At 49.0% G+C, this 12,750-nt stretch carries 12 protein-coding genes and 1 pseudogene; 8 read left to right on the top strand and 5 right to left on the bottom strand.

The window, feature by feature from the left end:
* Nucleotides 1-23: 23 nt before the first annotated feature.
* On the bottom strand, nt 24-1,793 hold the full coding sequence (gene ggt, locus ACTHSW_RS09785) for a gamma-glutamyltransferase (RefSeq protein WP_070461528.1): 1,770 nt from the start codon (nt 1,791-1,793) through the stop codon (nt 24-26).
* 476 nt (nt 1,794-2,269) lie between these two features.
* Between ggt and gnd the strand changes: the two genes are divergently transcribed.
* Nucleotides 2,270-3,718, top strand: coding sequence for a decarboxylating NADP(+)-dependent phosphogluconate dehydrogenase (gene gnd, locus ACTHSW_RS09780; protein ID WP_070461529.1), 1,449 nt, complete (start codon nt 2,270-2,272; stop codon nt 3,716-3,718).
* A 195-nt stretch (nt 3,719-3,913) separates the two neighbouring features.
* Here the strand turns inward: gnd and ACTHSW_RS09775 are convergent, their stop codons facing one another.
* A complete protein-coding gene (locus ACTHSW_RS09775) occupies nt 3,914-4,864 on the bottom strand; it encodes a D-2-hydroxyacid dehydrogenase (RefSeq protein WP_440373892.1) in 951 nt (316 codons plus the stop codon).
* Nucleotides 4,865-4,992: 128 nt separating this feature from the next.
* On the opposite strand from ACTHSW_RS09775, the gene ACTHSW_RS09770 reads away from it, so the two are divergent.
* The 5 genes and pseudogenes from ACTHSW_RS09770 to ACTHSW_RS09750 all read left to right on the top strand — a co-directional run.
* Nucleotides 4,993-5,211, top strand: coding sequence for a DUF2061 domain-containing protein (locus ACTHSW_RS09770; protein ID WP_107768592.1), 219 nt, complete (start codon nt 4,993-4,995; stop codon nt 5,209-5,211).
* A gap of 164 nt (nt 5,212-5,375) precedes the next feature.
* Entirely contained in the window at nt 5,376-7,526 is a 2,151-nt protein-coding gene (gene dinG / locus ACTHSW_RS09765) for an ATP-dependent DNA helicase DinG (protein ID WP_070461532.1), read from the top strand.
* A gap of 107 nt (nt 7,527-7,633) precedes the next feature.
* Nucleotides 7,634-7,885 carry an HNH endonuclease gene (locus tag ACTHSW_RS09760; RefSeq protein WP_283120669.1) on the top strand — a complete coding sequence of 84 codons (252 nt, stop codon included), beginning with the start codon at nt 7,634-7,636 and terminating at the stop codon, nt 7,883-7,885.
* 15 nt (nt 7,886-7,900) lie between these two features.
* Nucleotides 7,901-8,380 carry an SMI1/KNR4 family protein gene (locus ACTHSW_RS09755; protein ID WP_070461533.1) on the top strand — a complete coding sequence of 160 codons (480 nt, stop codon included), beginning with the start codon at nt 7,901-7,903 and terminating at the stop codon, nt 8,378-8,380.
* Nucleotides 8,381-8,783: 403 nt separating this feature from the next.
* Nucleotides 8,784-9,056: pseudogene (locus tag ACTHSW_RS09750) on the top strand (hemagglutinin repeat-containing protein); the annotation flags it as partial.
* Here the strand turns inward: ACTHSW_RS09750 and ACTHSW_RS09745 are convergent.
* Nucleotides 8,955-9,410, bottom strand: a complete 456-nt coding sequence (locus ACTHSW_RS09745) for a GNAT family N-acetyltransferase (RefSeq protein WP_234396013.1) — start codon at nt 9,408-9,410, stop codon at nt 8,955-8,957. The pseudogene ACTHSW_RS09750 and the gene ACTHSW_RS09745 overlap by 102 nt on opposite strands.
* 167 nt (nt 9,411-9,577) lie before the next feature.
* Here ACTHSW_RS09745 and ACTHSW_RS09740 point away from each other — a divergent pair, with 167 nt between their 5' ends.
* The gene (locus ACTHSW_RS09740) at nt 9,578-9,844 is read left to right on the top strand and encodes a DUF3079 domain-containing protein (RefSeq protein WP_003686685.1); all 267 of its coding nucleotides are present in this window, start codon (nt 9,578-9,580) and stop codon (nt 9,842-9,844) included.
* An 82-nt stretch (nt 9,845-9,926) separates the two neighbouring features.
* Here ACTHSW_RS09740 and ACTHSW_RS09735 read toward each other — a convergent pair whose 3' ends face one another.
* Nucleotides 9,927-10,409: a dihydrofolate reductase gene (locus ACTHSW_RS09735; protein ID WP_070461535.1), complete on the bottom strand. Its 483-nt coding sequence runs from the start codon at nt 10,407-10,409 to the stop codon at nt 9,927-9,929.
* 196 nt (nt 10,410-10,605) lie between these two features.
* On the opposite strand from ACTHSW_RS09735, the gene ACTHSW_RS09730 reads away from it, so the two are divergent.
* Nucleotides 10,606-11,403, top strand: coding sequence for a factor H-binding protein (locus ACTHSW_RS09730; RefSeq protein ID WP_070461536.1), 798 nt, complete (start codon nt 10,606-10,608; stop codon nt 11,401-11,403).
* An 89-nt stretch (nt 11,404-11,492) separates the two neighbouring features.
* Here the strand turns inward: ACTHSW_RS09730 and asd are convergent, their stop codons facing one another.
* Nucleotides 11,493-12,608 carry an aspartate-semialdehyde dehydrogenase gene (gene asd / locus ACTHSW_RS09725; protein WP_063076326.1) on the bottom strand — a complete coding sequence of 372 codons (1,116 nt, stop codon included), beginning with the start codon at nt 12,606-12,608 and terminating at the stop codon, nt 11,493-11,495.
* Between the last annotated feature and the right edge of the window lie 142 nt (nt 12,609-12,750).

The raw sequence follows: 12,750 nt of genomic DNA, 5'->3' as shown, positions 1-12,750 counted from the left end.
CTTTGCATGTCAAACCGACAATATCAATCGCCCATGACCTTGCCTTCACGGCGCGGGTCGGCGCCGCCGAGCAAACTGTCTTTGCCGATCACAATGCCTTGCACGCCGGAATTCAAATCGCGGATTTGGACTTTGTAGCCCAATTTTTCCAACGCAGCCGCTTTATCCGCAGCCGCTGTTTTATCCTCGATTTCATACTGGCTGCCGCGATTGAGCATATTCGGCAGTGAAATTGCCGTCTGAATGTCCATACCCCAATCGATATGCGCCACCAGCGTTTTAGCGACAAAACCGATAATGCGGCTGCCACCCGGCGAACCGACCGCCATATAAGGTTTTCCGTCTTTCATCACAATGGTCGGCGCCATCGAAGAACGCGGACGTTTTCCACCGGCAACGCTGTTTGCCACCGTTTTACCGTCCTCTCCGACAGGATTGAAGGCAAAATCGGTTAATTCGTTGTTGAGCAGATAACCGTTTGCCATCAGCCCCGAACCGAACGCGTTTTCAATCGAAGTCGTCATCGACACGACATTGCCGTCTTTATCCACAACCACCAAATGGCTAGTAGACGGTAGCTCGACCGCCATGCCCTGCGCGTATACCTTGCCGAACTGACCTGCCTGAATAGTTTCCAATGCCTTGTCAGCTTTGCGGATTTCTTCGGCACGCGGTTTCAAATAAGCCTGAGAAATCATGGCGCGGGTCGGAACGTTCACAAACGCAGGATCGCCGACATAATAATCACGGTCGGCAAAAGCAATCCGCGACGCATCGCCTATCCAGCGCCAACTGTGAATATTTTCCGATCCCAACGCCCTCATATCCTGATTTTGTAAGACGCCCAAAATCTCACCCAAAGCAATCGCGCCCGAACTTGGCGCGCCCATGCCGCAAACTTCATATTCACGATACGGCGCGCAAACCGGCTTACGCTCGATAACTTGATAGTTTTTCAAATCCGCCATGCTGATTTTGCCAGGATTATCCACAGCACCGGTAACGGCACGAACAATATTCTGCGCCTGCATTCCCTGATAAAACGGCGCACTGCCTTTTTCCGCCAACAGGCGTACGGAACGCGCAAATTCAGGGTTTTTCAAAACCGTTCCCGAAGCCAAAGGTTTGCCGTCAGGCAGGAAGTAAGCGGCGGTTTGCGGATAACGTTGCAAGGGTTCCAAATTTTGTTCGATGGATTTCGCCATACGCGGAGAAACGGCAAAACCTTGTTCCGCCAAAGTAATCGGTTTCTCAAACAAACTTGCCCAGGGCAATTTGCCGTAACGCTTGTGGACATCTTCCAGCAGCTTCGGAATTCCCGGCACACCGACCGAACGGCCGCCGACCACTGCTTTCATAAAGCCCATCGGTTTGCCGTTTTCATCCAAGAAAAGTTCCGGCGTTGCCGCTTTCGGCGCCGTTTCTCGGGCATCAAACGTCGTCAGCTTTTTCGCCTTATTGTCCCAATACACCAAAAACGCACCGCCGCCCAATCCGGAAGACTGCGGCTCAACCAGTCCCAAAGTTGTCTGCATGGCAATCATCGCATCTATCGCACTGCCGCCGCGCTTCAAAATTTCATAACCGGCTTCAGTTGCCAGCGGATTGGCAGACGCCGCCATATAATGCTTGGCGCGGATTAATTTCTGCTCCGTCAGCCCTGTTCCTTGCTCCGGCGCATGGTTATCCACAGATACAGAGGGCAGGGAAACTTGAGGCTTTTGAACCGGCTGTTGCGCACAAGCGGCCAAAATCAAAACGGATAACAGGTTAATACTAAAGGAAAACTTCATATGCACACCCTTATTGAAATATTTTCAGACGGCCTTTTCCCAGCTTAAATAAAAGGAAATATGAAAATAACTTGAAATAAAAAACCATTTGACTATTTCTCTAGTCAATCAGTTCCAATTGGAGAAGTATAAAACAGGCTAAGATTGTGCACAGGCAAAAAGTTACCCACAGAATAAAGCAGTAGGAAATTTTTATCCACATCTGCAAACAAGGCCGACAATACTTTATCCTCATCAAAAAATATCAGCTAAGTATTTGAAAAATTTTTGTAATCAAAGTTATCAACAAGCTGTGTCTGCACTCAATATCATCTTCTATTTATTATTTAAAATCTTATTTATAGTTTGTTTTCCCAAAGGCCGTCTGAAACGTAAAGGCATCTTTTCAAAAAATTAAAAAGTTAAGGATTGTTAAAAAGTTGTAAATCAGCTAGAGTTACGGTTGATAAATTAAATTAATAATGGAGCTTCCATCAATGAAAGGCGATATCGGCGTCATCGGCTTGGCCGTTATGGGTCAAAATTTGATTTTGAATATGAACGATCGCGGTTTCAAAGTCGTGGCGTACAACCGGACCACCGCTAAAGTAGACGATTTTCTCAACGGCGCAGCTAAAGGTACCAACATTATCGGTGCCTATTCATTGCAAGATTTAGTGGATAAACTGGAAAAACCGCGCAAAATCATGATGATGGTTCGCGCTGGCTCTGTTGTTGACGATTTTATCGAACAACTCGTTCCGCTTTTGGACGAAGGCGACATCATTATTGACGGCGGTAATGCCAACTATCCTGATTCCACCCGCCGTACACACGAGCTGGCCGCGAAAGGCATCCGCTTTATCGGCGCGGGCGTATCCGGTGGCGAAGAAGGCGCGCGTCACGGCCCGTCCATCATGCCCGGCGGCGACGAAGCCGCATGGCCCGCCGTCAAACCTATCTTCCAAGCCATTGCCGCCAAAACCCCGCAAGGCGAACCCTGCTGCGACTGGGTCGGCCGCGACGGCGCAGGCCATTTCGTCAAAATGGTGCACAACGGCATCGAATACGGTGATATGCAGTTGATTTGCGAAGCGTACCAATTCATGAAAGACGGTTTGGGCCTGTCTTATGATGAAATGCACCAAATCTTCAACAAGTGGAACAAAACCGAACTGGATTCTTATCTGATTGAAATTACTGCCGCGATTTTGGGTTACCGAGATGAAAACGGCGAACCTTTGGTCGAAAAAATCCTTGATACCGCAGGTCAAAAAGGCACAGGCAAATGGACCGGTATCAATGCCCTCGATTTGGGTATCCCGTTGACCCTGATTTCCGAAGCCGTGTTTGCACGTTGCGTGTCCGCGTTTAAAGACCAACGCGCCCAAGCAAACAGCCTGTTTGGCAAAACCATCAGCCCCGTCGAAGGCGACAAAGCCACATGGGTGGATGCTTTGCGCCAAGCCCTGTTGGCATCCAAAATCATTTCTTATGCACAAGGCTTTATGCTGATCCGCGAAGCCAGCGAAAACAACGATTGGGCATTGAATTACGGCAATACTGCCCTCTTGTGGCGCGAAGGCTGCATCATCCGCAGCGCGTTCTTGGGCAACATCCGTGACGCATACGAAGCCAATCCTGATTTGGTATTCTTGGGTTCCGATCCTTATTTCAAAGGCGTGTTGGAAACCTGTCTGCCTGCATGGCGTAAAGTGGTGGCCAAAGCGATTGAGTACGGTATTCCGATGCCTTGCATGGCTTCCGCCATTACCTTCCTTGACGGCTACACTTCCGAGCGTCTGCCGGCCAACCTGCTGCAAGCGCAACGCGACTACTTCGGCGCGCACACTTACGAGCGTACCGACAAACCGCGCGGCGAGTTCTTCCATACCAACTGGACAGGCAAGGGCGGCGATACCGCTTCAACCACATACGATATTTAATTTGCCTGAGCAAACAAAAGGCCGTCTGAGTATTTCAGACGGCCTTTTTATAGGGTTATCCACAATGAAGAATGAAACGATTTAACCTATTTTATAGATAACTTTATGAAATAAATAAGAATTAATAAAGGCCGTCTGAATATTTCAGACGGCCTTTAAAATTGTTCACAACCTTATCAACAGGTTTTCCATAGATTAAACCAGATTTTGCGGATTACCGGCCACAAAGTGGTTGATATTGTCTAAAAGGATGTCAAACAGGCGGTTGGCGGCCTCTTGGCTTGCCCATGCAATGTGTGGCGTGACGATGAGGTTGGGCAGTCGGGCTTTCAGCAGAGGGTTGCCGTCGCGCGGCGGCTCTTGTGTCAATACGTCAAAACCTGCTCCGCCGATTTGGCCGTATTTCAACGCCGCAACCAAAGCGGCTTCATCAACCAAGCCGCCGCGTCCGCAGTTGATGAGGATGGCGCCGGGTTTCATTTGCTGCAATTCAGCTTCGCCTATCATATTGGCCGTTTGCGGCGTGAGCGGACAATTAAGCGATACGACATCGGCGGAGCGGATGGCTTCGTCAAAGGAAACATAACCGTCGCGGACGCTTTGGGCATTTTTATGTTCGGCGAACACGACATTCATTTTGAAAGCCTGAGCATAAGTTGCCAGCGTTTTCCCGATATTGCCGCGACCGAAAATCGCCAGCGTTTTACCGTTCAAATCGCGCATCGGTGCGCCGAGGTGGCAGAAAAACGGTGAGTTTTCCCACAAGCCTGCCGCAACGTCACGCTGATAGGCAGGCAGGTTGCGCATCAGGGTAATCATCATCATAAACGCGTGTTCCGCCACGGATTCATTGCCGTAAGCGCGGATATTGCCCACTGCCGTACCGTTTTGTTTGGCAGCCTCAACGTCCACATTGTTGACGCCTGTCGCGGTAACGGCAACCAGCTTGAATTGTGGATTTTCGGCAAATGCTTGGGCGGAAATCACGACTTTGTTGGTAATCACAATGTCCGCGCCGCGGATACGCTCTAAGGTTTCGTGCGCTTCGGTTGTGCCGTAGCTGCTCAATGTATGTGGAAAATCAAAATCAAACGGGCGGTTGACGAGAGTATCGCGGTCGAGGACGACAATATGGAGCGGGTTCATAAAATTCCTATCAAAAATAAAATATCGATTTATAAAATCTAAATTAGGATAAAGGATTTAAAATATACGCGTTAGTTGATAATAATTATTATGTAGCGATTAAAACACCAATGTATCAGGAAAACAGAATGATTAAAACCATTACATTTGCTATTTTGCATTTCAGCGTCGCATTTAGTGTCGCCTATATTCTGACCGGCAGTATCGGCGTTTCCAGCGCGGTGGCCTTGGTCGAACCCATCGCCAATACCGTCGTCTTTTATTTTCACGAAAAAGCGTGGAACCGCTACGAGAAAAACAAATCCGAAAAACAAAAATTGTGGGTGCCTCTGCATCAGTGCGGCTAAAGTTTCAGACGGCCCTTTGCTTGATTAAAAACGATTATGCCTTTGCAGTTCGTCCATCGCCATCAAAATGCCAAACCCTAAAATAGGGTAAGACTTTACGAAGGCTTCATGAAGGTAAAAATGCTAAAATACGCTATTCTTGCAAACCCATTCAGACGGCCTCAATGCTCACCGATTTAGAAAAAAACGCCATCCGCGACCATTACCAAAACATCGGCAAAAACCTGCCCGGTTTCCGTCCGCGCGCTTCGCAGCGGGAAATGATTGCGGCGATTGCCAACGCTTTTTCGCGGACGTTGACGCGTGAAGAAGGCGAAGAAGCGCCCAAACGCGAGGGCGAGAGCATTGCCGTGATCGAAGGGCCGACCGGCGTGGGTAAATCGTTGGCCTATCTTTTGGCCGGCGGCATCATGGCGCAAACGCGCGGCAAACGGCTGATTGTCAGCAGCGCGACGGTGGCCTTGCAGGAGCAGTTGGTTGACCGCGATTTACCGTTTCTGGTCGAAAAAAGCGGTTTGGAGCTGACCTTTACGCTTGCCAAGGGGCGCGGCCGTTATCTTTGCCCTTACAAACTCTATCAACTGACGCAAAACAACGCCCAGCAAAACCTGCTTGGTTTTGAAGCGCCGGAAGTGTTGTGGGACAGCAAACCCAAGCCGGAAGAATTGAACCTGCTGCGCGACATTGCCGATGAATTTTCCGCCCGCCGCTTTAATGGCGACCGCGACACTTGGCCGGAAAAAATCGATGACGCGATTTGGCTCAAAGTTACCAACGACCGCCACGGTTGCCTGAAATCCGCCTGTCCTAACCGTCCGGAATGCCCGTTTTACCTGGCGCGCGATGTTTTGGAAACCGTCGATGTCGTCGTTGCCAACCATGACCTTCTGCTTGCCGACATCAGCATGGGCGGCGGCGTGATTCTGCCTGCACCCGAAAACAGTTTCTATTGCATAGACGAAGCGCACCATCTGCCCAAAAAAGCCCTCAGCCGTTTTGCCGCCGAACATTCATGGAATATTGCCGTTTGGACGCTGGAAAAACTGCCGCAGCTTACCGGCAAAATTGCCACGCTGACCGATAAAGCCGAACTTGCCAACCTTGCTGACGAAGCTGCCACATCCTTGCTCGACAGCCTGCACGAATGGCAGTTTCACTTGGCGGAAGAGCCGTCTTTAAGTCTGGGGTCGTCTGAAAACGACAGGCGGAAACACAACGAACCGACTTGGCTGTGGGAAGACGGCAAAATCCCCGAAGGCCTGGAAACCACAGTTTCCAATACGGCCATTGCTGCACGCAGCCTGCTCAAACACGTCGTCGGGCTGAACGATGCGCTTTCCGCCGCCCGCCGCGAAAAAGAACAGGACGGCGCGCTCATCGACCGCCTGACCAGCGAGTTCGGCCTTTTTATCGCCCGTATCGAACAAATCAGCGCAGTTTGGGATTTGCTCTCTACCGTTCCCATTGAAGGCGAAGAGCCGTTGGCGAAATGGATAACCCGCCGTGCCGACGACAAAAACGACTATATTTTCAACGCCAGCCCCATCAGCAGCGCATCCCACCTTGCCAACAGCCTGTGGCGGCGCGCGGCAGGTGCGGTGTTGACTTCGGCCACCCTGCAATCGCTCGGCAGCTTCAACCTGATTTTGCGCCAAACCGGCCTGCTGTGGCTGCCCGAAACCACCACGCTTGCATTGGAAAGCCCGTTTAATTTCGATACGCAAGGCGAGCTGTATATTCCGCCCGTACACGCCAGCCCCAAAGACCCTGATGCGCACACGGCCGCCATTGTCGAATGGTTGCCGAAGCTGGTTTCGCCGGTTGAAGCCATCGGCACGCTGGTGTTGTTTTCCTCGCGCAAGCAAATGCAGGATGTCGCCTTACGACTGCCTGACGAATACTTGCCGCTTCTGCTTGTACAAGGAGAGTTGCCCAAGGCTGTCCTGTTGCAAAGGCACCATCAAGCCATTGCCGAAGGTAAAGCCAGCATTATTTTCGGCCTCGACAGTTTTGCCGAAGGCCTCGACCTGCCCGGCACGGCCTGCGTTCAAGTCATTATTGCCAAGCTGCCGTTTGCCATGCCGGACAACCCCATCGAGAAAACCCAAAACCGTTGGATTGAACAACGCGGCGGCAATCCTTTTATCGAAATTACGGTGCCTGAAGCCAGCATCAAACTGATCCAAGCCGTCGGCCGCCTTATCCGTACCGAACAGGATTACGGCCGTGTGACCATCCTCGACAACCGCGTCAAAACGCAACGCTACGGCCAGCAATTATTGGCCTGTTTGCCGCCGTTTAAACGGATAGGGTAGTTGTGGATAATTCAAAGGCAGAGGCCGTCTGAAATCAAATGTTCAGACGGCCTTTTATTCATTTCAAGCTATAAATCCAATTTCATGACGGATACGGTTTCCCCGTTGTGCCAAGTCTGCGTGATTTCTTTCTAGCCGAACTTTTCATACACGGCCTGCACATCCGGCGTGGGGTAATTCCTAAATCAAATTTTACTAGCACACAGTTAGAAGATATTATGGCTGGAAAACGGACTATTAATGGATATATTTGGCATCATAATGCACAAAGTGCACCAAATAACATGCAGCTAGTACCATTGGAAATACATGATGCAGTTAGACATACTGGTCAAAATGCATTAAAAAAAGGACGTTAATCAAGGAAATGAATAATGAAAAAATTAAATATCTGGAGAGATGAAGGAAAAGTTTCTGCTTCAATCATTGAAAAATTTGCAGAAAATTTAGGTGTAACATTCCCTAGATCGTATATATATTTGATAAGTGAACATGATTATTTATATCCCGAAGAAGATTGTTTTATTTTTATTGATAATAATAAGAATACAGATGACAGAAATATTTTATTTTTAGGATATAAAAAAGATGCCTCCTGTCATGAAAATATCTATACCTATTCATGCATTGATAATGAATATGGCTATGGAAACCAAGTTGTTGCATTTGGAATAAGTGCAAATGGCGATTATATTTGTTTTGATTACCGTAAGAATTCAAGTAATCCATCCATCGTACTTATGTATCATGATGAATTTTACGAAGATGAACTAGGTAATACCAAGATGATTACAGTTCCCATCACACCTGATTTTGATAGTTTTATAGATAAACTTTATCAAGATGTAGATTAACTGGCACTACTAACCAGCATAGCCTGTGTAACCAACCAAAAAAGTGAAATGGTAGGATGTGCATTCATGCACACGCGGTTTTGGTTTCGCTGAACTCCGTTTCAGGCTGCCTTAAAACCACTTACCTTTCCTTTTTACTTTAACTAATCGTAACTCTAAACTATGCCCACTCCCCCCTAAACATTCTCTCACCCAAGCTCTATCCCAGTGAGCCATATAACGAAAGCGAAGCACCCGGTGCTATCACTTGGTTGTGGTATTAATCCCATGCACCGCCAAGTGCCTATTGCCTGTGTAAAAAAAGAAAATCAACTCACCGAAAAAAACAAGCAAGAAGAATTAAGCACATGACAAAAAACCGTGTATATCCTTGCCCAAGCGGTATTTAGAAGCAGCGGTTGCAGCAGCAGAAGTCAGCATTTCCATAACCTACGGCGAACAGCAAAACCGACAAACCACCCAAGTTCAAGTAAATCAAGCCCAAGCCAGCCAAATTCAAGCAGGCGGTAAAACTACCCTTATTGCCGGAGGTGCAGGCGAACAATCCAATATCAACATCACAGGATCGGATGTTTCAGGTAAAGCAGGAACCGGCCTGATTGCCGATAACGACATCACACTCCAATCCGCCGAACAAAGCAGCAGCGAACGCAGCAACAACAAAAGCAGCGGCTGGATAGAGATACAGATGCGGCAAACCCAGTTCGCGTGCTTTATCCAGACAAAACGAAACCAGCTGCCTGCCTACGCCCAAACCGCGAAATTGCGGCAAAACGAACACATCACCCAGCCAATATTCGTATTCGGGAAAACACGCCATATCAAACCGCTTTAATGCCGCCGAACCCATCAGCCGCCCTTCGTTATCGACAGCCGCAAACGCCAGCGGCAAGTCATCCCCATTAAGGCACTGTGCGTAATACACACGGATTTTGTCCAGAGACGACCACGGCGCAAAATCGTGCCATTCCTCAAATAGCGTGAGTGATAAAGGCTCGACAAATTCAGGCTTCAGACGGCATATGTTCATATCGGGTCCTCTTGTTGTACCGCGTAGGGATTATTTTCACAGTATAGGCCGTCTGAAAGGTTAACACATCTTAAAAAATCAGCGTAAAACACGATAAACCCGCCGCCAGCCCCATTCAAATCACTTATAATTCTGCCCATACCGCACACAAACAAAAGAAGAACACCATGGCCAAGAAATTTCCCATTTTCCCGAAAAATCCCGAGCGTATCTGCTGGGGTTGCGACAAATACTGCAAAGAAGACGATCTGCAATGCGGCAACGGTTGCGAGCGCATCCAACATCCCATCGAATTGGACGGCCGCGACTGGTATAAAAAAGGCGACTGGAGCAATTTGTTGAGCGAAGAGCAGCAAATCGAACTTGGACTGAAAGAAGCACCCAAGCCGGCCAAACCGCATATCAAGCTGCCTTTAAAAAACAAAACGGCTTAAACGGTATGCCGTAAACAAACGAAATAAAAAGGCCGTCTGAAACCTGAAAAACAGGGTTTCAGACGGCCTTTGCGTTGTCGGATTATGCCTTCACATAATGCACAAACGCGTATTCGATGCCTTTGGCGGAAACATGGTTTTCCCGAGAGGCTTCTTGCCATGTTTCTGTGGAAAACTCAGGAAAAAACGCATCGCCGTCCACATCCAAACCGACTTCGGTCAAACGCAAATCCGTGGCAATCGGCAGGGCTTGTGCATAAATTTGAGCGCCGCCCATGATGATGACTTCTTCAGCCCCCTGACACAAAGCCAGCGCATCTTCCAAAGAAGCCGCCGTTTGCGCACCTTCGGCCTGATAATCTTGGCGGGTGATGACGATATTTTGACGGCCGGGCAGCGGTTTGCGCGGCAGAGATTCCCATGTTTTGCGGCCCATAATGACGGGTTTGCCGGTGGTGTAGGATTTGAAAAAGGCAAAATCCTCGGGCAAATGCCAAGGCATAGTGTTGTTGATGCCGATACAGCGGCGGGCGGCGTAGGCGGCGATAAGGGTGATTTTCGGCATGATGAAGTCCGTTTGCAAAATAAAATGATTATAGCGGAAGGGAGGCTGGATGGACTGAATGCCCGATATTTTTAAAATGTTTCAATATTTATAAAATTAATATTCAAAATACTTAATTTTGACAAAAATCATTTATTGTTCATTTTTTTAGGTATATGATGAATATCATACCAAATAAAAAGGAAAGGAAAAAATGATGCGAACCCTCCGTATTTCTGCTTTGACTGCTTCCCTGTCTTTGATGTTGGCTGCCTGCGGTGGCGCAACAAGCGGCTTGTCGAATGCCGTGACCGAGCCGCTCAATCCGCATCCGAAAGGCGTGTTGTCCGTTGAATTGAACGAATCCGTCCCTGAAAACGGTACGTTGGAGCTGATGGCCAACGGTAAACCGCAAAACCTGAAAAAAGGCGACAAACTCGATACCGGCTTTTTGAAAACCGATAAAGTATCTTCTTACGACTACGCCCAAAAAATTAAGGTAAACGGCCAAGTCATCACTTTGGAAACGGGCGACTTCCAAGTGTATAAACAAAATTATTCCACTGTTGCCGCGCGTTACGCCAAACAAAAAGCCGATGACGCAGGCAAGCTGCAAAACCTCGATACATACACATTCATCGTCGGCGAAGTCCAAGGCGATGAAACAGCGTATCGCAATTTGCCCAAACAAGGCAGCTATCAGTATTCAGGTATCGCGTTTAATGGCGACGACCGCAGCGGCCGTCTGAAATACACCGTCGATTTCGATAAAAAACAAGGTTACGGCAAAATCAGCAGCATGGCTTCCCACAATAATGTCGACCTGCTTGCCGCAGGCATTGCCAATAACAATGGCAAAGCCGCCATCAGCGGTAAAACCAGTTTGAATGGCGTAGAAAACGGCCGTTACGATTTGAAACTCTTCGGCCCGCAGGCTGAAGAAATTGCCGGTAAAGCGCAAATCAAAGTTGGCGACTCCACCAAAGAAATCGGTTTAGCCGGTAAAAAAGAATAGGAAACAAGGCCGTCTGAAATGTTCAGACGGCCTTTTTGTGACAAAAAAAGCAACGGCTCAAACCGTTGCTTTTTTCATGCCAACCTAAATTACAGGCTGCCCAAGATAATGCGCAATACGCGGCGCAACGGCTCGGCAGCACCCCACAAGAGTTGGTCGCCGACAGTGAATGCGCTGATGTATTCGCCACCCATCTCCAGTTTGCGGATACGGCCGACAGGAACAGACAGCGTGCCGGTAACTTTGGCGGGCGTCAGCTCGTGGATGCTGGCTTCTTTTTCGTTGGGGATAACTTTCACCCAGTCGTTCGCGCCTGCCAAAATCGCTTCGATTTCGGAAACAGGCAGGTCTTTTTTCAGCTTCAGGGTGAGGGCTTGGCTGTGGCAGCGCATAGAGCCGATGCGTACGCACAAGCCGTCGATTACGGTCGGATTGTCGCTGCGACCGAGGATTTTGTTGGTTTCTACGCCGCCCTTCCATTCTTCTTTTGACTGGCCGTTGCCCAAGTCCACGTCAATCCACGGAATCAGGCTGCCGGCGAGCGGTACGCCGAAGTTGGCTTTCGGATAGTCTTCGCTGCGCAGGAAATCGGACACTTTGCGGTCGATGTCGAGAATCGCGCTGGAAGGATCGGCAAGCTCGTCCGCCACTTTAGCGTGAATCGCGCCCATGCCGCTGATGAGTTCGCGCATGTTTTTCGCACCCGCGCCGGAAGCGGCTTGGTAGGTCATGCTGGTTGCCCATTCGACCAAATCGTTTTGGAACAGGCCGCCCAAAGCCATCAACATCAGGGAAACGGTACAGTTGCCGCCGATGTAGTTTTTCACGCCGTTTTTGAGACCGTTGTCGATGACGTTGCGATTGACAGGGTCGAGGACGATAATCGCATCGTCTTTCATGCGCAGGGAAGAAGCCGCGTCAACCCAGTAGCCGTTCCAGCCGCTGTCGCGCAGGGGTTGGAAGACGGATTTGGTGTAATCGCCACCCTGACAGGTAACGATGATGTCCATTTTTGCCAATTCGGCAACATCATTGGCATCCAACAATGTTTTGGCTGCCTGACCGAAATCAGGGGCAGCGCCGCCGACGTTGGAAGTGGTAAAGAAAAACGCTTCGGGAATGTGGGCGAAGTCGTTTTCTTCTTTCATACGCTGCATCAAAACAGAGCCAACCATACCGCGCCAGCCGACGAAACCTACTTTCATGTGTTACTCCTTACAAAGAAAATCCGGATAAGTTTATAGTGCATTAACAAAAATCGGAACGGCATCGCCTGCCGCTTTGTTCAGACTTTTGTTAACCCACTATAAAAAAGGGGAAAACGAGTGTTTTAACGCCGTCTGCGGA

The sequence above is a fragment of the Neisseria sp. P0008.S004 genome, assembly GCF_051962755.1.
GTDB classification, from domain to species: Bacteria; Pseudomonadota; Gammaproteobacteria; order Burkholderiales; family Neisseriaceae; genus Neisseria; species Neisseria subflava_A.
Note: the sequence above shows the minus strand (reverse complement) of the source record. Positions and strands in the feature narration are given on the sequence as shown.